The sequence below is a fragment of the Halobacillus hunanensis genome, assembly GCF_900166655.1.
Classification (GTDB): Bacteria; Bacillota; Bacilli; order Bacillales; family Halobacillaceae; genus Halobacillus_A; species Halobacillus_A hunanensis.
The window spans coordinates 394659-418140 of sequence record NZ_FVZB01000006.1; the positions used below are offsets into that span (position 1 = coordinate 394659).

The window sequence follows — 23482 nt, forward strand, 5'->3', positions numbered from 1 at the left end:
TTATTGAAAACAACAGATCTTTTAATTGTATGAATAATCCATGTGGGGTGTTAATACGTTATTAAAAGGAATCCCATGTGGTTTGTACTAAAGTGGAGGCTAATCATGAAAAAAAAAGTTTGTTTTTTAGTAACGGAACATCCCTTTTTAGATGCCCGTATTTTCAAAAAGGAAGCTAGAAGTCTAACGAAGCAAGGTTATGAGGTAACCATGATCGTCCCCAGGAAAAACGGCTATCTGTTTGACATTGATGGCCGTGTTTTTCGTGATACATTTCAAACACAATCCTTTAATTATGAAGGGATTCACATCATTACGTATGAGCAAATCCAGCCGGAGAAAAAGATTAAGAGTCTTCTTTATAACCTTCGCACAGGAAACTCTAAGCGATTTAACGATCCCCTGACACAGCTGGGTATCGTCCAGCAAGCAGATATCTATCATGCACATGAATTTTACTCCCTCTACTCAGGCGTTGGAATTAAACGAGCTCTAACTGCAAATGGTCAGCGTTGCAAATTGATTTATGACAGCCACGAATTAGAACCTGATCCCTTAGTGGCTCAGCCGAGAAATCTATTAAATAATAAACACCAAATGCTTGAGTTGATGTTGATGGACGTAGACTTCGTTCTAACCGTATCGGAATCTATTCAGTCATGGTACCTTGACCTCACTCCCTCCCTTCCTGTCGAGGTAATTTATAATTCACCCCCGCTGGCACCTTCTTTTCAATCCAGCCAAGAGGCAAAATCACAACTGCTTGTTGCCTATGAAGGCGTCATCAGTAACCAGAGAGGTAATTTCCATAAGTTCTTAGAAATTCTAGAATTGTGCAATCAATGGTTTGAGTGCCGAGCGAAAATCATTGGCGGCTGGAAAGACACAAGTCAGGAGCCCTCCCTTCCTCTCTCCTTGAAAGACAAAGTGGAGTTTACTGGCTGGGTAAACTACGATTCGATCCCTTCGTTAATGAAAAAAGTTGATATTGGCTGGGTAGATTTAGACGCTGAACATTCACTTAACAACCGCTTCGCTATGCCAAATAAATTCTTTAGCTACTTAAACAACGGCGTTCCTGTTTTAACCAATCAATGCACGGATATGGAAAAATTTATTCAAACGTATGAATGTGGATATGCCGTTAAGAAGCGGCAGGCAACGGCTGAAGACTATGCCCAAGCCCTTTTATACCTCCATTCTAATCGAGATAAGCTTCTTGAAATGAGTCAGCAGGCCAGAACGATCATGGAATCCCAGTTCAGTTGGAGTCATATGGAACATAGACTATCTAAGGTTTATGATCGGCTTGTTCATGACCTATAGCCCCTCCCACAAAGGGGGATGGGACTGGAATTTCCCTCACATTTTGTCACCTATAAACCTTTCATTCCTGCATGGAAAAATAGAATAGTCTTAGAAAAAGTCCAAACATTTTGTTTTTCAACCTCATAAATTATGAAAGAACTTCTAATTGAAATACAGAAATGAGGTTGAAACATGATGATGGACCAGAACCAGTCATTGCCGAATGTAGCCGTAGTTGGCCTTGGAAAAATAGGTCTTACTTTAGCAGCTGTATTCGCCAATAATGGGTATAACGTTTTCGGCGCTGACATTAACCATGATGTCGTTTCCTCCATAAACAAAGGAATTTCCCACATCAAAAATGAACCAGGATTAGACCAGTTAGTCCAAGATGCCCATGAAAATAAAACTTTATCAGCTGCTGCGTCTACGAGCAAAGCAGTGGCTCAATCAGATATCACCGTTGTGATTGTACCCGTACTGGTTGACGAAAGTAATAATGTGGACTATCAATTTATCGATGCGGCTGTAGAGGATATTGCCAAAGGAGTTAAGAAGGGCTCTTTAATCATTTTCGAAACAACGCTCCCCCCAGGAGATACAAGAGATAGATTCGGAAAAAAAATAGCAGAAGTGTCCGGATTACGTTTAGGGGAAGACTTCTACCTTGCGTATAGTCCTGAGAGAGTCTACTCTAATCGAATCATTCAGGATCTTCAGCGTTATCCAAAAGTCGTCGGGGGAATCAATCATAAAAGTCTAGAATTGGCATCCGACTTTTATAAAAAGGCATTGAATTGCGAATTGATTGAAGTCAGTTCTCTGGAAACGGCAGAATTCTCTAAGGTTGCGGAATGTGTGTATCGCGATGTAAATATTGCTCTGGCTAATGAACTTGCACAATTTGCTGAAGAAAAAGGGGTCCAGATGTCTGAGGTGATCAGGGCAAGTAATAGTCAGCCCTATTCTCATCTGCATTCTCCAGGCATTGGTGTCGGCGGACATTGTATCCCAATCTATCCATATTTTTTTATCAATAAAGGATTAGACGAGGGGCTGACGCCGCTGTCCAGGAAAATCAATGACAGTATGGCCGAGTATGCCATTTCCAAATTGGAAAAAGAAATCACCCCTTTAAAGGGCAAGAATATTTTTATTCTAGGATTGTCCTATCGAGAAAATGTCAAGGAGCCTACGAAATCGACAACTTTACTACTGTTGGAACAACTGCGGAGCAAAAATGCTAATCTATTCGTTAATGACCCCATGTTTACAAATAAGGAAATTGAGAAGTATGGCGCAACACCATTATCGTTACAGGATCCACTTGTATCGGAAATGGATGGAGTTATTTTGCAAGCCTTTCATCAGGAATACACTAATTTAGACTTCAAGAAATTCAAAAATTGCAAGCTCGTGTTAGATGGCCGCAATCAGTTGAATAAAGAAGAGATCATTGAGTCCGGGATTAAATATGAAGGAATTGGCGGCTAAAAAAGATAGAAAGGAGGTTGTATCAAATGCCAAGTAACCAATTTGATCACATCCCTATGGTGGATTTGAAGGAAGAATTACGATTGATAAGAGAGCCAATCTTAGCGGAATTAACAGAAGTCATAGATAGTGGCGAATATATATTAGGGAAAAAGAGCGAGGAACTAGAAAGGTTAGTAGCCCAATATGTCGGGGCAGATTACGGAATTGGGGTAGCGAATGGAACAGACGCCTTACAATTATCTCTTATGGCGTTAGACATTGGCCCTGGTGATGAAGTCATCACCACTCCATTCACGTTCTTTGCAAGTGCAGAAGCCATTGAACAAGTAGGGGCAAAGCCTGTTTTTGTAGATATTGAAGAAGAGACGTACAATATTGACCCAGCTAAAATAGAAGCAGCCATCACCCCTGTTACAAAAGCCATACTTGTTGTGCACCTGTATGGGCAAGTGGCTGACATGAAAGAAATTATGAAGATTGCCAAAGCAAACAAGCTGAAAGTGATAGAAGATGCCTGCCAGGCTATTGGATCCGAATATGAAGGCGAACGAGTTGGTGCACTAGGTGATATCGGCTGTTTTTCATTTTTCCCTTCAAAAAATCTTGGAGCCTTTGGAGATGCTGGTATCGTCGTAACTAACAAGAAAGACTTATATGAAAAAGTCAGTAAACTTCGTAATCACGGGAGTGAACAAAGATATCACCACTCCTCAATAGGGATGAACAGCAGGCTCGATGAAGTGCAGGCAGCTATTTTGCTAGTTAAGCTATATTATTTAGATATCTTCTTGCACAAGCGCAAAGAGATTGCCAGAAGGTACACGGAGCACCTTCACCATCTCTTCAAAACTCCACCCGTTCAGGAAAACCGCGAACATACTTTTCACCAATATTGTATTGAACTGGACGATCGAGATGAGCTTGCTAAAGCTCTAAACACAAATGGTATTGCTTCTGCTATTTATTATCCAATTCCATTGCATCTACAGGAAGCTTTTCAGCACCTCCCCTATAAGGAGGGGGACTTTCCGATTGCAGAGAAGTCAGCTAAAAAAATATTAGCGCTTCCTATATATCCTATGCTTTCTTTCCAAAAACAAGATTATATTATTTCAACAGTAAAAAGCTTGATGAAGAACAATGGATAGGAAAATGTCCATTGTTCTTTTAATCTAGCGTTTTTAGGAAATCATTCCACTTGGAAGAATGACTCTTTGTAATACTCTCCGGATGTTCCCGCACATTATACACAGTAAAATCCTGGTAACGAAATCGTGAGGTTTTAATTAATCGGTTTAGTACACTTACATCCTCGTAAAGCCTTCCCTTTTCAAACTCCACCACTGGAAATCCACCTTGTTGCTGTAAGGTGGATGTGCGGTAAATTCTCGGACCCAAAGGAAAACGGTAGGACAGAAGATCACTTCTTCCTTTAATAGCCACACCTTTCACTAACCTTTTATAAAGTACATCATCCTTTAACTGCTTCCATTTTCTAAAATTACCGTACAGCACTGAGACATCTTTAGGGAGAACTGCTAATTGTTTTTTAATAACAGAAACAGCGTCAGGGTCGAGCCAGTCATCAGCATCAAGCTCCAATATAAAATCAGATGTTACATACTGTAATAAATCATTTATGGCTTTCGCTTTCCCCTCATTCTTTTTGTGAAAAACTCTTACCCGAATTCCATCTTCCCACTGTTGAAGTTTTGTATAAGAGCTATCCGTAGATCCATCATCCATGATCAGCAGCTGCTCGATTTCTTCACTTTGCAGCAGACAGGAAACAACGGCTGCTTCTACATACTTCTCCATGTTGTAATTAGTAAGGATAACGGAAAGAGTCGGGTGTTCCGTTTTGACCTTATTCAGTTGATACTTCTGGAGAATCTTTTGTTTTTCGATAATATGGGCGGAGCTATTCTTCCTGGATTGCCTCACGAGGTCATCTTTAAAAGATATAAGCGCTGGGTCGATCGTTGAAAGCCAGGCAGGAAAAAGCGCCTCCTTGAAGGGCAGCTGGTGAGTTAATAAAAAGCGGTGCTGGTTAAGAAATGCGGTGCTAACTAACAATGGACGCTGGATCTTAAGGTTTCGATTATAGTAAAAGGTCCCTAGTACGGTTTTCGAATGATGAAAATGGAGGGTGCTCGCACTGATTGCAGGGGAAAGATAATCTGTGTCTTGAAGAAACAGTACGTATGAGCTGGATATCGTAGGAAGAATTTGATTTAGAGTTTGTCCCGGGTCATCACTCTCGACAACTTTAACCTGGTTCATTCCTTTATGAAAAGCCATGTTTGGTTCCTGCAAAACAATCGTGGAGTTCAGCCGGGATCTGATCACTTCTAGAGAGTTTACGCCCTTTTGCAGCGCGGCTTGATTGGAATAATTAACAAGGATGGCTGTGATATCCTTCAATAATTAGCCTCCCTTCTGTTTATTCGTAATGAGTTATCTATTTTATTTCTATAAGCTATTCAATTGCTCATTATTTTATGAGATAGGATGTTCTAATGATTATAAAAGCGCTGTTACTCATGTAAAAAACAAAAGTAACAGCGCTGTTTTCCCTATAGTTAAATAATCCCTTGCATCCTCAGTACTACTTCCGCAATTAAAGCCGAACCCAGGAAAGTGCCTAGCATAACGAACGATGCGACCACAATCGTTCTCCATCCGAGCTTAACAAAATCAGTCCATGAACGGCCGATGGCAATACCTGCATACGCGAGAATCGGTGTAGTTAATGCCAATAGATTTATGCTGTTGGTCATGGCTACGATCTGTTCAGATCCGGGCATCCACGGCATTGAAATCAGCACACCTACAATAGCAACGTAAGCTATGCTTGGGATATCAATTGGAATAAGCTTTTGCAGAATCATACCGACTAAGCTGACTAGAATAAGAATGACCATTCCTGGAATGGCCCCCACCGGGAATGTATCATATCCAATCCAGTTTCCAAGCAGTGAAACAATACCAAAGATTAATAATAGTAATATCCATTCCTGCAAATTTTTCATCATCGCTACGCACCTCGCCCCTTCTTAATGTGCGATTTTTTATCTCTACGTGCGGTTAACACATTATATAACTTTTCAGTTAACGGAAGTCCAATAAAGATACTCATATATAAACCGGTAGATAAGGATAAGAGGTTACTAGCTCCTGCAAAAGCAAGAATCTCCGTCTCCATACTTGGGAAAGCCGCTACTAATGAGCCACTGGCCGCAGCCATCATACTTCCGCTGCCAATCCCTGAAGCCATAGCAAAAGATAAGGGGTGAAGAGGAGTGATCGTCGCCAAGAAACCTGATATAAGTCCCATAAATACGGCACCGAATACTGTGCCGAATATATAGATCGCCATTACCCCGCGGCCTTCTGGAGAATTAAAGCCATAGTTATTCATGATGAGACCAACATTCGGTTCCCGCGCTACAGAGTGAGTCATACCAATGCTTTCTCTTTTCAATCCTAGAAAAACAGCAATGGGCAAGGCCAGAAAAATCGTCCCGAGGTTTCCAAACTCCTGTAGTAGTAAAGCAGGTCCCGCTTCAATTATTTGCGGAAGCGAGGGACCTATGATGACACCAATTTTTGCTATGAGCAGTGTTACACCAAGAACGATTAATGGTTCAGCATTCTTAGATTGTTTCTCTTTTACAGCTGGCGTAAAAAAAAGAGCAAGACCGATAATGATGGCATAAAGCATAGGCAGCAGCAAAATAACACCAGGGCCCACCAAAAATTCATGTGTTCCAATCCACTCTGTCAACAACACAATACCAAGTACAAGGGCATGCAGACGCCAGTCTTTCCATAAATTTTTTGGAACCTCAGACATACATGGACCTCCTTCTAGTTAGTCATTCATCTTAATAAAACAATTAGAGCTAGCTGACTGCGAAGATAAAAATCTTATTCTTTGTCAATCGACTCTACGTATGATTTCAGAACGTGAACACCTTGTACGCAATCGTTTAAAGAAGACCATTCTTTCGGGTTATGACTTATCCCTTCTTTACTTTTCACAAATAACATTGCGGTCGGAAGGTGGCGACCGATGATCAGGGCATCATGTCCCGCCCCGCTTGGAAGTTCTGTAGCTCGAATGCTATGCTGTTCCATAGCCTGGCGCAAATGTTGTTTAATCTCAGATTGAATCGGTACTGGGGTGACTTGTAGTGTTTGTTGATGAGTACAACGAACACCGAATTTATCAGAGGCTTTCTCAGCTTCTGAAATGATAAGTTGAATTAGTTCTGTGCGCGTTTCTTCATGAATATCGCGAATATCAACATGTAAAGCAACTTTCCCCGGAATGACATTGATGCCGTTTGGGTAAACATGGAGCTTCCCTACCGTAGCGACTGCAGAATCACTTACCTGGCCGGGCAGGTCGTGGATGTTGCTAATAAATTCCCCCGCAGCAACTAAGGCATCTTCTCGTTCTGTCATTGGTGTGTTTCCTGCATGTCCTGCGTTACCGTGGAATTCAACTTCGAGCCAGCTAGGACCTGCAATACCAGACACGATCCCTACAGGTAGATTCTGCTGCTCTAACTTTTTGCCCTGTTCAATGTGAATTTCGACAAACGAAGCAATTTCTTCTAAATTTCGTGCAGCATCGGTGAAACTCTTCTCTGATAATCCAATTTTATTCATTACTTGTTCAAATGAATTTCCATTTGAGTCGACTAAACTACGCTGCAGTTCCATGTCGACGTCACCAGTCATTGCCCTGCTTCCTGTCAAGCCGCTGTTAAAACGCGAACCTTCTTCATCAGAAAAAATCACCACTTCGTACGGTCTGGTTGGCTGATAACCCGTTTCCTTCCAAGCCTCAATCAGCTCTAACGAAGAAAGTACGCCTAAAGGTCCGTCAAAATGACCGCCATTTGGAACACTATCCAAATGGGATCCACTGACAATCGCCGGTAAGGAAGGATTCTCGCCTTCCATTCGGCCGAACACATTTCCAGCACCATCCTCTGTGATGGAAAGGTCTAATTCTTCCATCCATTTTTTAATCAATGATTTCGCCTGTTTCTCTTCTTGGGAGAAGCCGACCCTGTGACTCCCCCCGTCTTCTGTAAGTCCGATCTTTGAGATTTCATGCAGCCTTTTCGCTATCCTATCTCCATTAATGCCACTAAAGGATAGAGAAGAATCATAGCCTTCTATTAATCTCGCATATAAATCCCATTCTTTAGACATGAGTACCCTTCCTTTGCATCAAATTTTTATAGATAGCTCCATCTTTCATAACCATCACGATATGTTTGCTGTCCTCCAGGCCCCTAATATTACTGAGAGGGTTCACATCCGTCAAAATAATATCAGCAAGCTTTCCGGCTTCAATTATTCCGACTTGATCCTCCCAGCCCAGACATTCTGCTGCTGTTTTTGTAGTAGCTACAAGGGACTCCATTGGCGACATGCCAATGTCACACATTAGACCAAGTTCACGCAGATTGGTACCGTGCGCCATCACTCCTGCATCGGTGCCCATTGCAATTTTGACTCCAGCCTGATATGCCTTTGCAATACTTTCCTTATGGGCCTCTACTACTTCTTTTGACTTTTCAACAGCATAAGGAGCCATCTTATTGTCTTTTTCACTAGACTCCAGAACGGAAATGGGAGCGAGCAATGTTGGAACTAGAAAGGTACCGTTCTTCAGCATTAATTCAATCGCCTCGTCATCAATATAGATTCCGTGTTCAATCGAATAAATGCCCGCTCGAATCGCATTCTTTATGCCTTCCGCTCCTTGAGCATGTGCCATCACTTTTATCCCTTTACGAAAGTGAGCTTCCTCCACCATGACCTCAAGCTCTTCCTGAGAAAATTGGGTAAACTCCGGGTGGTCAGTAGGGCTTGATACTCCGCCGGTTGCATGGACCTTAATTACTTCCGCTCCAGCCCGCAGCATTTCCCGTACAGTTTTACGTACAGCTTCTTTCCCGTCACAGATGGCGTTAGGCATGCCGGGATACGTCTGTAGTGTTGTATCCACTCCGGAACGGTTCCAACTATCTCCGTGCCCTCCGGTAATCGTTAACGGGTTGATACTGACTTGCATACGCGGACCTTCTATCAGCCCGTCTTCTACAGCCTTTTTCATGCCCAAATCTGAAAATCCTGCATCGCGAACAGATGTGATTCCAACATCCAATGTTCGCTTTAAGAATTGAACACTTTCATAAAATCGATAAGAAAAAGGCGTAAGAATAGCATCTTGAACGTTTCTCAATTCCATCGCCATGTGCACATGGGTATCAATCAATCCTGGCAACATGTACTGGCCTTCTGCATCAATAACAGCTGCGCCCTCTGGAGCCTGGATATCACCTGATTTTCCGACTTCTTCAATATAGTTATCATTGATTAATACGGATGCATCGGTGACCGGCTCATTCCCTCGTCCATCGATTAAAGTTCCATTTGTAATTAAAGTATATGACATATAGAATCTCTCCTTTTAGTTAAAGTGTACCGATTAGAATACTTGCAATGACGATAGATCCTACCGTAACAGAAGTGAAACCTCCGATCAGCATCGGAGCAAGCAATTCATTCATAATCCTGTTCTGTTCAGATTCATTACGTCCAATACTTCGACTCACTTCTTCTACAATCAAGTAATCCCCTGGAAATCCATAAAGCGCAGTCAACACAACAGGTACAGCCTTTGTTGGTTTCCACTTAAAGAGTTTAGCTCCAATCATTCCACCGATGACCAGGCCGCTTGTCCCTATTACGATGACGCATAGCACAGGTATAAGGGAAGATACGACTTGATCCCATGTGATCCCAACAAGTGAATTGATTACGACTATGATCAAAGCCACCATGGCGAGTCCTGTACTATTCGAGCGATCCAGCGCCTTGTCAGGGTAAATTCGGAGAGCAAATCCTGTTATCCCGATAGCGAGCGACCAGAGACTATAGTTGATACCGGTTATTTCCCCCAACCATGTAGCAAGAGCACCACCAATGAATAATAAAAACAAAAGAAAGAAGTTACTTTGCATAAAACGTTCTGGAAGCAGCAATCCCTTTTCCTTACTTCCTAAGTCCCCTTTTAATTCGTCACCTTTTTGACTGGTGAATTCGTCATTTGAAAAATCATCCCTTATGGTTACAGCGTACTTACTTAACAGCGTAGAGGTAAGGGGCATGCCAACCAGATTTTGAAGGGCAAACACAACAACGGGAATAGCCGCAAGTGAGACAAAACCAGCTTCCGTCAGGCCTTCTTGTGTCACGATATAGGCGATAATGCCTCCAGTAAGCGGCCCCGCACCAGCTACTGCCGTCTGATAATCGAAAACAAGCGATATGATGATGAGCATAGATGTGACTGAAGCAATCAGTCCTATTAGGGTGATCACTACGGCTTTGTATTGCTTTTTGATAACAGATAAAGGAATCATTGTCCCAAGATGCACAATTAATACGGGGACTAGCACTCCACCGGCAGCCACGAAGGTTGAGGCCTCAATATAGGACTGTGGCAGTATCCCGGTTTGAAGCAGCATAAAAGTTACCGCTACAACGACTAGTAATGTAGGAATCTTCGCCCTGGATGACAGGGAAAGCACTTCCCCTAATGCAATAATAGAAACGAGAATTAAAACAATAAATATTGGCGCCATTCCTACACATCCTTTCTTGTTTGTTTAAAAAGGTTAATAGTCAAAATTATATGATAATTAAATCGAATAAAATATATGGATAACCGACAAAAAATAAAAAAGTGTTTTGTCGGTTATCCATAATTGTTAAGCTTTCATATCCAAATATTCTAAAATTCGGAGTCCAAGCTGCAATTCAAACGCTTCCCTGCCTGATAACTCCTCGACTCGTAAGATTGTATAGATGGTTTTTAACCGGTACTTCACTGTATTTACATGAACAAACAACTGTTTAGAACTCTTCTCCATATTCTGATTGGATTCTAAGTAAACCTGTAACGTCTTTAACAGTTCCGTACCGTTGTTGTGATCATAGTTAATAATTTCACCAAGAATAGCTTCGGCATACTCCTTTAGTTCTTTTCGGTCAAATTTTAGAAAGAGCCGATAGGGTCCGAGTTGTTTATACGTCAGCAAAGATTCTCCCTTATAAGCCGTTTGTAAATATTGAACACACCGTTTTGCATCTCTGTATGAAAGATGAACATCCTTTAATTTTTTAACGACTTGACCAAAACCCGCTAAGTTGGCTAAAGCTAATTTTTCCGAAGAAGTCTTAATGATTTGGCTGAAAAGTTTTTTCAGGTGCTGGAATATTTGTTCTTCATCCAATGAGGAAGAAACGGTGAACATCAACGTAATTTCCATGTTTTTATCATAAACGAGTGTTTTATATGAAAGGTTTGAAACTTCGCGATAAATGAGCCTCATGAGCTGCTGCTTTTTACTGCTTATTTTTTCAAAAGCTAGCAGTGGGTTTTTGATAAGGAACTGTACAATAACATAATGATGAGAGTCATGTTCAGGAAAATTGAGTTTTGCCAAATGATTAGAAGAAAGCTCATCATATGGGGCATGAATCAACTGTTCTAAGATCGTTCCAGAATTATTAAAATCCTCTGCCAGCAGGCGTTCCTGGCGGTCAATTTCCATCGCGAAAATCGGGATGGCTTGTTCAATGGCAATCTTGTCCAGTGGGTCCAATTTGGAATAATCCTCTATGATAATTGTCAGCAAGCCAAGTGTCATCTTTTCCGTTTTTATAGGGAAAAAATAGATGAAATGCCCCTGTTTGAAAAGGCGAATGCGATGTGAAGAGAACCCCGATTTAGAAAGGCTTGCTTCCAATAATGAACCAAATTTATCCTTCAAGTCACGGGCTAGAGGTTCAGCTTCTTGACTTGATATCGCCAATGACTCCATGAACTGATTGAACACCAATACATGATGATCAATCAATCCTGCCAGTGATCTAGTAATATCACTTAGTCCCCCTTTCGAAAGCGACACTTTCGATAATTCCTCATGTATTCGTTTAGTCCGTTCATTTTGAGAGAACAGTGTGGCATTCTCAATCGCTATAGCCGCTTGTCCAGCAAACGTCTCTAGCAATTGTAGATCTGCTTCGTCAAATTGAATATCCTTTTCATAAATATCAACGGTCAGCACACCTATGCACTCATTATTTGAAAGCAATGGGACGCAAATTGCACTTTCAGGGTACTCCATTTTGCCTAATGCTTGTGCATAATAGTTCTCTGTTTCTTTTGGAATATTAGACATCCCATATGCTGTGTCTTCTTCTGAATAAAATATATTTCCCTTTTTTAACAAGAATGTTCGACCACTCATTCCTTCTCCAGGACGTAAACGGGCATGCTTCATAAATTCCATATCGAATCCAATCGCGCTTTTTGCGTAGAGGAATTCTGACTGCTTATCATATAGAAATAAGACACTGGCATTAGCGCCGCCTATGACATTATGTACTTCTCTAATTAATTGATGAAGCACTTCTGAAAGATCTCGTGTCGAATTCAAGACACGAACGGAATGAATTAAGCTCATCAACCTTTTTTCACTTTCCATCAGGCCACCTCCTTTATCTTCTTTCAGGAATAGGATTAGAGACAACTGCTTTAAGGACTTAATCATAACAAATATTCGCTACCCATATTATTAGGAAAAGAAGAACACAATATGATTTCAACCATATTTAAACATACATAAATAAGGCCATCCAAATACTGGATGACCTGAGGTGGTAATGATTTACAAAATATGTTACATAAATTGTTTCTGCAGTTCTTGTTCGCTGTTAGGGTGTAACTTGTAATACAGTGGATAGAAGCGTGTATAGCAAAGTTGAATCACTGCGCCGAGGAAGATCATCGGTGTCAGTGTCCCAATTCCTACCGGTCCGCCAATTATGAAGGCTAATGTCGTCATTACCGCTGCAACAATCGTCTGACCTGCTTGCAGACTCAGGTTAAAACGATGACTGACTGCCAGAAATAGTTGATCCACCGGTGCACGCGGGAATTGCGGAAGGATATAGATCGCAACCCCCATTCCCACAACAGCAACTCCTCCAAGTAACGTAGCAACTTGTAGTATAAATGGAGCTGTCGTTAAATCGACGTTTGCAAAAACAATTTCCAGCCAAAAGTCCAAGATAACACTTTCCAATAATACTGGGATAATCGCCCGAAATTCCGGCAGCTGATTCATTAATTTTGCATTTATAAATATGATAATCAGCTGAAACACTCCATACCAGAACCCGACGGTAAACCCGAGGTGATCTGAAACACCGATAAAGAATGACGTCCAGAATCCTGCACCTAATGCAGCTTTAATAATAAGTGTAACTCCCAAGAAATTGAGAACCATCCCAAGAAGGTAAATCGTTGTCCGATAAAGCAAAACGATACCCTCCCCTCTCATAAAATGTGTGAACTAAAGAGGGTTTCTCTAAAATTCGTGACCACATTTTATTAGCGATTATTCCATACGTCAATAGAAAAAACTCTGGAAATAACAGGCTTGATGGGATAATCGAGGAACACTTAGAATCCCACCTCAGGTCATCCAGATTTTGGATGACCTGAGGTGGGACTATTTGGATATCCTCAATTATTTTCTTTCAACAGAGATTTGCCTTTTTGATAAAATCTTTTTCTGTCTGCCTCAGGGACGAGAGATCCTCCCGTAGACCAGCAGATATGAGTAGCTTGAGACACTTTGTCCTGAAGATTGTGCTCTTTAATATAGGTTAAGTTTTTTAGCAACAATGGCCCGAGAAGTCCTGCCGCGGCAGAGGGCTCAACGTTTATACCTTCATTGTCTGCCAGTAAGGCCAATAATTTATACAGTTCGTCATCTTCAAGAGTGTACAAGCCGCTAACAAGGTAACTACTTATTTCCGTAGCAAAACGGGAAGGACGTCCAACTGCTAAACCATCTGCTTCCGTTCGGTTATCCAAGCCAAAATCCTGAACACTGACTTGTTCATTTTTGCCGGTCATCAATCCAAGTAAAACGGATGGGGAATGGGTAGGCTCCACGAAGAAGCAGTGAACTGCATCCCCGAATACATGCTTTAATCCAAATGTAATTCCACCAGGTGAACCGCCGACACCACATGGCAAATAAACAAACAATGGATGGTCTTCATCAACGGTCACCCCTTTTTCAGCGAGTTGTTGATTTAGCCTTAATGCTGCGACACTATATCCTAAGAACAGGGCTTTTGAATCTTCATCATCAACGAAATAACCTTTAGGATCCTCGATCGTTCGATCACGCCCATTCGTGATTGCTTCACTAAAGTCTCCTTCGTATTCAAAAACCTGTGCTCCTTTTTCACGCAAAAGATCCTTCTTCCATTGTTTCGCATCTGCAGACATGTGCACGTGGACGGTGAATCCAAGTTTCGCACTGATCGTCCCAATGCTCAAGGCTAGGTTACCTGTTGAACCCACTCCGATCGTGTACTGGCTAAAGAATTGCTTCATTTCGGGTTCGAGAAACGCCTCGTAGTTATCATCTTTTGAAATGAAGCTGTTCTCTAAGGCAAGCTCTTCTGCGTAACTCAGCACCTCGAAAACCCCTCCCCGAGCCTTAATGGAGCCTGAGATCGGCAGCTCATGGTCACATTTTAAGTATAATTTCCCTTCAAAGTTTTTCTCATACACTTCTTCCATTGTTTTTCCCGTGCTGTCGATATTGCGAATAGGGGATTCGATGATACCTTTAGTAGAATCTGTTTCAGGAAAGGCTTTCCTAAGAAAGGGAGCAAAGCGTTTCCAAAGCTGCTCCGCTTCGTAGATATCAGCCTTGGTGATTGAAAATGGAGGAATCTGATCCATCTTTTTATAGCTTGTATTACTCCATATCACCGGTTCTAATTCCATAATGCTTTCTAATAAAGGTAATTCGTCTTTCCATTCTTTTAGCGACTTTCCTAGTACTGTACTTTGATCCAATCACAACGCCTCCTAATTAAACCTCTATTCTACTACTATTTTTCCCTCACGAAACCGATTTAACACATTTGCATGGTACAAGTGCCAAATAGTTCCACCTTAGGTCATCCAGAAAATGGTACAACCCAGAAAAAAGCCTGAACACGGTGTGTGTCCAGGCCTTTATCAGCTTTGCTTAGATAAACATGCTAATGATCAATGACACTCCAAAACCAACAAAGGCAATGATCGTCTCCATAACCGTCCAGGATTTCAACGTATCTTTCTCAGACATCCCGAAGAAGCGGTTCACCATCCAGAAGCCTGAGTCGTTCACGTGAGAAGCAATTGTTGCTCCAGAGGCAATCGTAATAACTAGAAGGGCAAGCATCGGACCGCCAATTCCAAGCGAATCGATCACTGGAGTGATTAAACTCGCTGCTGTAACCATCGCCACAGTTGCTGAACCTTGCGCAATCCGCACAGCAGAGGCAACTAGGAAGGCAAATACAATAATCGGCATGTTCAAGTTATTCATCGAATTTGCCAAAACATCACCAATTCCCGTTTCAACGAGCACTTGCCCGAATACGCCACCTGCCCCGGTAATTAAAATAATAATACCTGCAGGCTCCAATGATTTCGTTGCTATTTCTTGAATTTCCTCTTTAGAATATCCACGGCGCGTTCCTAGCAGATAGAAAGTCAGTAAAGCAGTGATTGTCAATGCAACACCAGGGTTACCAATGAACGTAAGCACGGTCAGTAATGTACTATCCTCTGCCAGCATTACTCCTCCAAAAGTGTTTAATAGAATAAGAATTAAAGGTAATAGAATTAGAACAGCAATCATACTGAAACTAGGAAGCTCTTTATCGTATTCCTTTCCCTTCGCTTCTTCTACCATATTCTCAAGCATTACTTTCGGTACTTCTACATGGATCTTTTTAGAAATATAAGTTCCGAAGATAGGTCCGGCAATAATCGCAGCCGGAATACCAGCAATCAGGCCAAACAGAATAACCCAGCCAATATTCGCTCCTAATAAAGAAGCTACCGCGATTGGTCCAGGAGTAGGCGGCACGAAGCTGTGTGTAACCGCTAAACCAGCGAGCAAAGGAATACCATAATACAGCAATGATTTACCAGTTTTTTGGGCTAAACTGTATAAGATCGGTACTAAAATTACAAATGCTACATCTAGAAACACAGGAATAGAAATAATAAAACCAGTTAATACAAGTGCCCAGTTCACACGTTTTTCTCCGAATTTGTTCATCAGCGTCAACGCTAATCGTTCAGCACCGCCAGAAACTTTCAATATTTCACCAAACATGGCACCGATACCGATGATGACCGCAATCTCACCCACGGTTCCCCCCATACCTGCTGCTACAGCTTCAAATATTTCAGTGGGGCTCATCCCAGCTAAAAGACCAATAATATAACTAACAACAATTAAAGCAATAAATGCCTGTAACTTCACGCGGATAACTAGGAATAATAACAATGCGACACCAAAAGCTGCCAGTAAAATCAACCCAGTTGTAGACATATGATTTCTCCTCCTCCGTTGGTTTGTAACCTTATTTTTTCTCTATAGGAATCCGGTTATTGAAATCCGGATTCCTCCCATTTACCACTCTGCAAAAGTACCGTCTTTATGACGCCAAATTGGATTCTTCCATTGATGTCCCTCTTCGGATGCTTCTTTCACACGTTCCTCGTTGATTTCGATGCCAAGACCGGCTCCCTTTGGCATTTTCACTGCTCCGTCCTGATATTCAAATACCGTCGGATCAACTAGGTAATCCAGCAGATCGCTTCCTTTATTGTAATGAATACCGAGACTCTGCTCCTGGATAATGCAGTTCGGTGTGCAAGCATCAACTTGAAGTGAAGCCGCCAAATTAATCGGGCCAAGCGGCGCGTGTGGAGCAACAGCCACATCAAACGTCTCAGCCATGGCTGCAATTTTCTTCGATTCAAGAATTCCTCCGGCGTGGGACAAGTCCGGCTGGATAATATCTACGACCCCATCCATCAGCATTTGTTTAAATCCCCAGCGCGTATAATTTCGCTCACCCGTTGCGATTGGAGTGGTTGTATGACTGGCAATTTCTTTAAAAGCCTCGAGGTTTTCAACGAGTACCGGCTCTTCAATAAACATAGGGCGGTACGGTTCAAGTTCCTTCACTAAAATCTTAGCCATTGCCTTGTGAACACGGCCATGAAAATCGATCCCAATTCCAAAGTCATTCCCAACGGCCTCTCGAATTGCAGCAACTCTGTTCACAGCTGCATCAACCTTCGAGTAACTATCTATATAGTTCATTTCTTCGGTTCCATTCATCTTGATCGCCGTAAATCCAGCTTCAGCTTTTTCTTTCGCTGCAGCACCTACATCTTGCGGGCGATCTCCACCGATCCAGGAGTAAACTTGAATCTCATTCCTGACAGCCCCTCCTAGCATTTCATGGACAGGCATATTGTAAAATTTCCCTTTTATATCCCACAGTGCTTGCTCAATACCTGAAATCGCACTCATCAGAATCGGGCCGCCACGGTAAAAGCCACCACGATATAGTACCTGGAAATGGTCTTCTATGGTACGCGGGTCCTGGCCCACTAAGTACTCCATCAACTCTTCTACACAAGCTGCTACTGTATGGGCACGGCCCTCAACTACGGGTTCTCCCCAGCCGCTAATTCCTTCATCTGTCTCGATTTTCAAAAACAACCAGCGCGGCGGCACTTGGTAGAGTTTAAAATCAGTAATTTTCATGACCATTACACATCCTTTATTGCTTTTACGAATTGTTGAGCCTTAGCTGTAATCTCCTTCAGGGTCTCCTCATTAAGTGGCTGCTTGAGGTTTACGAGAGCACTTCCAAGTCCTGCTGCTACAGCCCCCTTTTCAAAATACTCACGGACGTTTGACAGATCAACACCGCCTGTTGGCATCAATGGAATATGAGAGAGTGGTCCATGAACATCTTTTATATAGCCAGGTCCCATCGTTCCAGCCGGAAATACTTTAATCAGGTCAGCTCCATGTTCATACGCTGTCAAAATTTCGGTCGGCGTCATAGCCCCAGGGATACTCACAACCCCATAACGTTTTGTCATCTGAATGGTGTCAAGATTTACAGTTGGGGAGAAAATAAATCGAGCCCCTGCCATGATTGCGGCTCTTGCTGTCTCAGGGTCCAGCACAGTACCAGCACCTACGATGACTGCATCACCTAATTCATCTTTCACATGCCTAATCAACTCGCCAACCTGAGGTGTATCCGCTGTAATTTCTAAAATGTGAATGCCACCCTCGTTAAGAGCTTTTGCAATGGGCAGAACCTCTTCGCCTTTAGCCCCGCGTATCACAGCTACCAGCTTGTGTTCCATCATCCGCTGTAATGTTTCAGCCATATTGGCCAACCTCCTTACCTTTCTACATCATCTTTATCCGTTTGGTTGATAAATCCTATTAGTCTATCTCTCTCAGGTAACCCTTCGACATCTCCATCAGCCATCGTAACCATAGCACCGACAGCATTACCGCGTCTGACTGCTTCCCTGACATCGATTCCATCAATCAGTCCAGACAAGCAGCCAGCCGCAAAGCCATCCCCCGCTCCAACTGGATCAACAACTTGCTCCACAGGGAAGCCTTCTACAAAGCCTTTTCCATCGTTGGAATAGACATAGGCCCCTGCCTTACCGAGCTTGAGAATTACGGTAGCTGGTCCAAGATCGTAAAATGACTTAGCTAAGGTCTCTGGTGTTGACTTTCCGAAAATAAATTCGGCCTCATCTATTCCTGGCAGCACAATGTCTGCCTGCGCCGACAATTCACGCAAAACCGACCTTGCTCGGTCCTCGCTCCAGAGTTTACGTCTTAAATTTGGGTCAAAAACAACCTTTACGTTATTTCTTTTTGCATAGTCAATGGCTGCTAAAACGGTTTCATAACAGTGTTCACTTAGGGCTGGAGTAATGCCCGTTACATGGAGGAACTGAGCCCCTGAAATATAAGATTCATCCAGATCAGATGCCGACATCCGGCTCGCTGCTGAATCACGCCGATAATATTTCAATCTAAATTCACTGGGCGTTAATTTTTCCTTGAAATACAACCCTGTCGCGGCTGTTTCGTCAAACGTTACTTGACTGACGTCGACACCTTCTCCTCGAATAAACGACTGAATTCTTTCTCCGAACTCATCATTTCCAAGTCGGCTGATCCAGCCAGCCTGATGACCAAGCCTTGCTAGTCCGATGGCAACATTTGATTCAGCGCCGGCTATCTTTGAAGAAAAATCACCAGCATAACGCATCAATCCTGAAGTTTTAGCGGTGAATAATACCATCGTTTCCCCAAGCGTAATAACGTCCATTTAATCCCTTCTTCCTAATAACCCGTCTGCTCAGAAATTGCCCCGGCTGTCGCTAACAACTTTTCTGCAATTTCTGATTGACGTGAATATACTCGATTTTTAGGGCCTGCAACACTAATAGCTGCCACCATCTCTCCCGCCGCATTGAATACGGGAGCTGCCAAACAATACAGTCCGCCTTCATTTTCTTCGTCATCAATGGCATAGCCCTGTTTGCGAAATTCTGATAGCTGTTTTTCCAACTCCGCCCGATCAGTAATCGTATTTTTCGTGATTGCAGGCATATCAATTTCTGAAAGGATGTTAGTCGTAACTTGATACGGCAGAAAAGCAAGAATGGCCTTACCGAGCCCCGTACAATACATCGGTTTCCTCATTCCTATTTGAGCACTCGTTCTGACAGATCGATAATTATCGACCTTGGCTACATAAACAAGCTCCTTCTCCAACATAACCGCCATAAAAACAGTCTCTTCCACGTTTTCCATTAATTCATGAAGATAAGGCTGTGCTTCAGCATTTACATCCAGCGTTTCAAGCGCCCTCGTGCCGATTTGAATTAATTTCGGACCAAGCTTGTACGTTTTTCGTTCTGTCACAGTCAAAAAACGCCTTGATTCCATCGTCTGAAGCAAGTTAAATGTACTGCTTTGAGGCAAAGACAGCCTGTCAGCGATTTCCTTAAGAGTTAACCCTGCTGGGAAATCCTTCAATAAATCAAGAATATGAATAACCCGATCAGCTGATTTAACCGTCATTTCTCTACACCTTCCATAATTCATATATGTGAATTTAATTTCTATATGTGAATCTTTGTTTATATTAGCACAATAAAACGCTTTCATCAATCCTGGGTTTATTTTTTTTATATGTCTTTGTTGATTTAGCAATCTGTATCTATCCTGAGTATTTTAGTTATTCCTATCATTACCTACGTTGCCCTCAGTTTAGGGTGGACTTTTTTCCTAATCACGTTATAATTTAACGTAAAGATTCGTAATATAGTAAAGCATGAATAGGGGACAAATTGTGCTTTACCAGCCTCATAAAACTCTCCTTGTAGATAACAGAAACTTTTCTAGCCCTAACTCTAATCCGCTAATAATCTTGTAGTTTTTCTAGTTTAAAGGTAGAATACAAATAAAACGCTTTCTTTTAACGAAAAAAGTGGTACTTTTGTTTTAAACATATTGGCTGATGAGCAGCTAATATGATTTAAATATGAAAAAAATAAATTAAGGGGGTATTCTTTTGAAGAAAAGAACTTTATTTTCATTAGTACTAGTCTTAGCTATCGGCATGATTTTAAGTGCCTGTGGCGAAAGTGGAAATGGCGGCGGCTCTGAAAGCGCTGATAGTGGCGATGGCGGGGAGGCCATGACAAACCTGACCATGGGGACAGGCAGTGTAGGTGGCGTCTATTACCCATTAGGTGGAGAAATGGCGAACCTTTGGGCAGATAATATTGATGTGGAAGGTTTTGACGTTAGTTCCGTAGAATCCGGTGCATCTGTAGAAAACATTGCCAAGATTCAATCAGGTGATTTCCAGCTTGGAATTGCCCAAAATACAACTATGATCAATGCAACAGAAGGTAAGGGAGAATTTGAAGGTAAGAAGATGGATAATGTAGGAGTTATTGGTTCCCTTTATCCTGAAGCATTGCAAGTTGTTACACTAGATTCAACTGGAATCGAGTCCATTGAAGACTTAAAAGGCAAGCGTGTTGCCATCGGCCCTCCAGGCGGAGCAACTCGAGAAGCAGCTGAACTCGTTCTTTCCGCATATGGAATTGAAGAAGGCGACTATACAGCTTATGAAGAAGGATTTGGCGATGCAAAAAGTAAACTGCAAAATGGTACAATTGATGCTTCCTTCGCGGTAGTCGGGGTTCCTTCCTCCACTACTGACGAGCTGGCTGCGGCAACTGGAGAAGTTAAATTCCTGAATATTGAAGGAGAAGCTCTTAAAACAGTAACAGAGAACAGCCAATACGAGGCTTATACAGTGGAACCGGGAACTTATGAGTGGCAGGATGAACCTGTTCAAACTGTTACAGCTATGGCTTTACTATTAGCTTCTAAAGATCAGGTCAGTGAGGATTTAGCTTATAAGTTAACGAAGACACTTTATGAAAAAGCTGGTGACATGACGATCGCTCAGGCTAAATTAATTACTAAAGACAGCGCGTTAACAGGTGCTAAAGATCTTCCGCTTCACCCAGGTGCTGAGAAGTACTTTAAAGAGGCAGGAATTATCGAATAATAGTAGTTGGCGTAAGAACCGGACAGATGTCCGGTTCTTTCACCTCACTGCTATTTTTTACAGTGAATGGAGGTTGAACAGTGGCTGCACACGATAATAAAGAAATCGACAAACATGAATTGATGGCCAAATATGATAAAGAAAGTGCATTTCGTACGAATTTAGGAGCATGGGGATGGATCACGCTAATCCTCGGTGGAGCTCTTACAATTTTCCAGCTTTACACAGCATTTAGAGGCGCCTATGTATCTATGATTCAGGGTGCGATTCACTTAGGGGCTGCCCTATGTCTGGTGTATCTCTTATACCCGATCAAGTCCTCTATGACCAAAAATCGCGGTGTTCCCTGGTATGATGCACTCTTAGCAATTGCTGCGTTATTTACTAACTATTATATTATTTATAATTATGAACGTTTGATTAATGAAGCAATCATTTTTGGTTTTACTTATCTTGATCAAATTGTTGCAACAGCAGGTATCATTCTATTACTTGAAGCAACCCGCCGTGTTGTCGGACTCCCAATCGTTATCATTGCGATCGCTGCTCTGCTTTACGGCTTGTTAGGTCAATATATTCCCGTTATCGGACATGCCGGCTATGACTGGCCAACGCTGGCAACTGAAATGTTTTACAGCTCTAGTTCCATATTTGGGATTCCGATTCAAATTTCATCGACCTATATTTATTTATTCCTCTTCTTTGGTGTCATTTTAGTCAAAACAAATATAGGCCAGTTCTTTAATGATATTGCTTTACGATTAACAGGACGCTATACAGGCGGTACAGCGAAAGCAGCTGTAGCAGCCAGTGGCTTGCAAGGTATGGTTAGCGGTAGTTCAGTAGCCAATACAGTAGGCTCAGGTTCCTTTACCATTCCCATGATGAAAAATGCCGGATTCAAGCCACATTTTGCAGCGGCAACGGAGGCATCTGCCTCGACTGGGGGACAAATTATGCCTCCGATCATGGGTGCTGCTGCCTTTATCATGGCCTCTTATACAGGTATTCCATATAATGAAATCATTGTGATTGCCATTATTCCAGCCGTGCTCTACTTTGCCGGTGTTTTCTTAGGTACACATTTCGAAGCTCGTAAACAAGGAATTATGGGACTTAAAAAGGAAGAACTTCCAAAAACCAAAAATTTAGCCAAGCGAATCGATCTATTCTTACCGCTTGTCATTATTATCGGATTCTTACTTGTAGGGTACACACCAACCTATGCAGCGTTATTTGCGATAGGTACAGCGTTTGTCATTAGCTTTTTCCGTAAAGAAACTCGTATGTCCTTAAAAGGGATCATTAAGTTGCTAGAAGAGGGCGCCCGAACCGCATTACCTGTAATCGCAGCCTGTGCGACAGCGGGGATCATTGCAGGAACTGTAACGACAACTGGTCTTGGACCTAAAATTGCAGGTGGAATTATCGACCTGGCTCAGGGACAATTCTTCTTAGTTATGTTCTTTACGATGATTGCCTGTATTATTTTAGGCATGGGCCTTCCTACAACAGCAAACTATGTTGTTACAGCAACTATGGCAGCACCTGCTTTATTAGCCTTTGACGTCCCAGTTATTGCTGTTCATATGTTTGTATTCTACTTTGGGATTGTGGCGGATATCACTCCACCTGTTTGTCTAGCCGCGTACGCAGGAGCAGGTATCGCAGGGGCGAACCCAATGAAGGCCGGAGTCACAGCTGTCAAACTGGCTATTGCCGCCTTTATCATTCCATACGTGTTTGTTTCCCAGCCAATTTTACTCTTACAAGGAGATGCAAACGTCTTAAACGTGTCGATTGCCGTCGTCACTGCATTACTCGGCATGGCCAGTATCAGTGCAGCGATGATTGGCCACTTTGTCAGTAAAGTCAACTGGCTAGAGAGGCTCCTCTTATTTGCAGGCGGATTGCTGCTCGTTTATCCTGCCTATTTAATCTCAGTAATAGGTCTGGCGATTTTCGGTGTAGTGGCCGTTATTCAATTCGCTCGCAATAAGAAGGACGGACCAGGACCACAGGAAGCGACTACCTCATAATGTACACCATTTCATAGACA

At 42.3% G+C, this 23482-nt stretch carries 19 protein-coding genes; 5 read left to right on the forward strand and 14 right to left on the reverse strand.

The features are described 5' to 3' along the window. The first annotated feature begins 105 nt into the window (after nt 1-105). The 3 genes from B5354_RS07620 (at nt 106) to B5354_RS07630 (ending at nt 3953) form a co-directional block, all read left to right on the forward strand. Nucleotides 106-1326, forward strand: coding sequence for a glycosyltransferase (locus B5354_RS07620; RefSeq protein WP_079527472.1), 1221 nt, complete (start codon nt 106-108; stop codon nt 1324-1326). 174 nt (nt 1327-1500) lie between these two features. After that, nucleotides 1501-2802, forward strand: a complete 1302-nt coding sequence (locus B5354_RS07625; RefSeq protein ID WP_079527474.1) for a nucleotide sugar dehydrogenase — start codon at nt 1501-1503, stop codon at nt 2800-2802. A 26-nt stretch (nt 2803-2828) separates the two neighbouring features. Then, on the forward strand, nt 2829-3953 hold the full coding sequence (locus B5354_RS07630) for a DegT/DnrJ/EryC1/StrS family aminotransferase (RefSeq protein ID WP_079527476.1): 1125 nt from the start codon (nt 2829-2831) through the stop codon (nt 3951-3953). Nucleotides 3954-3972: 19 nt separating this feature from the next. On the opposite strand, the gene B5354_RS07635 is transcribed toward B5354_RS07630, so the two are convergent. The 14 genes from B5354_RS07635 to B5354_RS07700 form a co-directional block, all read right to left on the reverse strand. Then, entirely contained in the window at nt 3973-5229 is a 1257-nt protein-coding gene (locus tag B5354_RS07635; RefSeq protein WP_079527478.1) for a glycosyltransferase family 2 protein, read from the reverse strand. A 158-nt stretch (nt 5230-5387) separates the two neighbouring features. Next, entirely contained in the window at nt 5388-5840 is a 453-nt protein-coding gene (locus B5354_RS07640) for a hypothetical protein (RefSeq protein WP_079527480.1), read from the reverse strand. Between the two features lie 2 nt (nt 5841-5842). Further along, nucleotides 5843-6661 (reverse strand): DUF3100 domain-containing protein, encoded by an 819-nt coding sequence (locus tag B5354_RS07645; protein ID WP_079527482.1) that lies wholly within the window; start codon nt 6659-6661, stop codon nt 5843-5845. A gap of 74 nt (nt 6662-6735) precedes the next feature. Then, complete coding sequence (locus tag B5354_RS07650) at nt 6736-8034, reverse strand: M20 family metallo-hydrolase (protein ID WP_079527484.1); 1299 nt, start codon at nt 8032-8034, stop codon at nt 6736-6738. Beyond that, nucleotides 8027-9286, reverse strand: a complete 1260-nt coding sequence (locus tag B5354_RS07655) for a metal-dependent hydrolase family protein (protein WP_079527486.1) — start codon at nt 9284-9286, stop codon at nt 8027-8029. The genes B5354_RS07650 and B5354_RS07655 overlap by 8 nt, the downstream gene beginning before the upstream one ends. Nucleotides 9287-9305: 19 nt before the next feature. Further along, the gene (locus B5354_RS07660) at nt 9306-10478 is read right to left on the reverse strand and encodes a hypothetical protein (RefSeq protein WP_079527488.1); all 1173 of its coding nucleotides are present in this window, start codon (nt 10476-10478) and stop codon (nt 9306-9308) included. A gap of 126 nt (nt 10479-10604) precedes the next feature. Further along, nucleotides 10605-12386 carry a helix-turn-helix domain-containing protein gene (locus B5354_RS07665; RefSeq protein WP_176142434.1) on the reverse strand — a complete coding sequence of 594 codons (1782 nt, stop codon included), beginning with the start codon at nt 12384-12386 and terminating at the stop codon, nt 10605-10607. Nucleotides 12387-12581: 195 nt separating this feature from the next. Further along, a complete protein-coding gene (locus tag B5354_RS07670) occupies nt 12582-13223 on the reverse strand; it encodes a YczE/YyaS/YitT family protein (RefSeq protein WP_079527492.1) in 642 nt (213 codons plus the stop codon). 206 nt (nt 13224-13429) lie between these two features. Then, nucleotides 13430-14785, reverse strand: coding sequence for a D-serine ammonia-lyase (locus tag B5354_RS07675; protein WP_079527494.1), 1356 nt, complete (start codon nt 14783-14785; stop codon nt 13430-13432). Nucleotides 14786-14960: 175 nt separating this feature from the next. Continuing rightward, nucleotides 14961-16319 carry a GntP family permease gene (locus tag B5354_RS07680; RefSeq protein WP_079527496.1) on the reverse strand — a complete coding sequence of 453 codons (1359 nt, stop codon included), beginning with the start codon at nt 16317-16319 and terminating at the stop codon, nt 14961-14963. An 81-nt stretch (nt 16320-16400) separates the two neighbouring features. After that, complete coding sequence (gene dgoD, locus B5354_RS07685; protein WP_079529117.1) at nt 16401-17549, reverse strand: galactonate dehydratase; 1149 nt, start codon at nt 17547-17549, stop codon at nt 16401-16403. Between the two features lie 5 nt (nt 17550-17554). After that, nucleotides 17555-18190 (reverse strand): bifunctional 4-hydroxy-2-oxoglutarate aldolase/2-dehydro-3-deoxy-phosphogluconate aldolase, encoded by a 636-nt coding sequence (locus B5354_RS07690; RefSeq protein WP_079527498.1) that lies wholly within the window; start codon nt 18188-18190, stop codon nt 17555-17557. Nucleotides 18191-18204: 14 nt separating this feature from the next. Next, complete coding sequence (locus tag B5354_RS07695) at nt 18205-19158, reverse strand: sugar kinase (protein WP_079527500.1); 954 nt, start codon at nt 19156-19158, stop codon at nt 18205-18207. Nucleotides 19159-19172: 14 nt separating this feature from the next. Then, nucleotides 19173-19916: an IclR family transcriptional regulator gene (locus B5354_RS07700; protein WP_079527502.1), complete on the reverse strand. Its 744-nt coding sequence runs from the start codon at nt 19914-19916 to the stop codon at nt 19173-19175. A 493-nt stretch (nt 19917-20409) separates the two neighbouring features. Between B5354_RS07700 and B5354_RS07705 the strand changes: the two genes are divergently transcribed. Together B5354_RS07705 and B5354_RS07710 are read left to right on the forward strand one after the other, a co-directional pair. After that, nucleotides 20410-21423, forward strand: a complete 1014-nt coding sequence (locus tag B5354_RS07705) for a TAXI family TRAP transporter solute-binding subunit (protein ID WP_079527504.1) — start codon at nt 20410-20412, stop codon at nt 21421-21423. A gap of 122 nt (nt 21424-21545) precedes the next feature. After that, nucleotides 21546-23462, forward strand: coding sequence for a TRAP transporter permease (locus B5354_RS07710; RefSeq protein ID WP_079529118.1), 1917 nt, complete (start codon nt 21546-21548; stop codon nt 23460-23462). The last annotated feature ends 20 nt before the right edge of the window (nt 23463-23482 follow it).

What these genes read in the sequence shown, in the direction of transcription:
- B5354_RS07665 (WP_176142434.1), bottom strand. Translation starts at nt 12,386, where the DNA reads ATGGAAAGTGAAAAAAGGTTGATGAGCTTAATTCATTCCGTTCGTGTC.
- B5354_RS07700 (WP_079527502.1), bottom strand. Translation starts at nt 19,916, where the DNA reads ATGACGGTTAAATCAGCTGATCGGGTTATTCATATTCTTGATTTATTG.
- B5354_RS07625 (WP_079527474.1), top strand. Translation starts at nt 1,501, where the DNA reads ATGATGATGGACCAGAACCAGTCATTGCCGAATGTAGCCGTAGTTGGC.
- dgoD (WP_079529117.1), bottom strand. Translation starts at nt 17,549, where the DNA reads ATGAAAATTACTGATTTTAAACTCTACCAAGTGCCGCCGCGCTGGTTG.
- B5354_RS07680 (WP_079527496.1), bottom strand. Translation starts at nt 16,319, where the DNA reads ATGTCTACAACTGGGTTGATTTTACTGGCAGCTTTTGGTGTCGCATTG.
- B5354_RS07630 (WP_079527476.1), top strand. Translation starts at nt 2,829, where the DNA reads ATGCCAAGTAACCAATTTGATCACATCCCTATGGTGGATTTGAAGGAA.
- B5354_RS07650 (WP_079527484.1), bottom strand. Translation starts at nt 8,034, where the DNA reads ATGTCTAAAGAATGGGATTTATATGCGAGATTAATAGAAGGCTATGAT.
- B5354_RS07655 (WP_079527486.1), bottom strand. Translation starts at nt 9,286, where the DNA reads ATGTCATATACTTTAATTACAAATGGAACTTTAATCGATGGACGAGGG.
- B5354_RS07645 (WP_079527482.1), bottom strand. Translation starts at nt 6,661, where the DNA reads ATGTCTGAGGTTCCAAAAAATTTATGGAAAGACTGGCGTCTGCATGCC.
- B5354_RS07710 (WP_079529118.1), top strand. Translation starts at nt 21,546, where the DNA reads ATGGCCAAATATGATAAAGAAAGTGCATTTCGTACGAATTTAGGAGCA.
- B5354_RS07660 (WP_079527488.1), bottom strand. Translation starts at nt 10,478, where the DNA reads ATGGCGCCAATATTTATTGTTTTAATTCTCGTTTCTATTATTGCATTA.
- B5354_RS07640 (WP_079527480.1), bottom strand. Translation starts at nt 5,840, where the DNA reads ATGATGAAAAATTTGCAGGAATGGATATTACTATTATTAATCTTTGGT.
- B5354_RS07690 (WP_079527498.1), bottom strand. Translation starts at nt 18,190, where the DNA reads ATGGCTGAAACATTACAGCGGATGATGGAACACAAGCTGGTAGCTGTG.
- B5354_RS07695 (WP_079527500.1), bottom strand. Translation starts at nt 19,158, where the DNA reads ATGGACGTTATTACGCTTGGGGAAACGATGGTATTATTCACCGCTAAA.
- B5354_RS07620 (WP_079527472.1), top strand. Translation starts at nt 106, where the DNA reads ATGAAAAAAAAAGTTTGTTTTTTAGTAACGGAACATCCCTTTTTAGAT.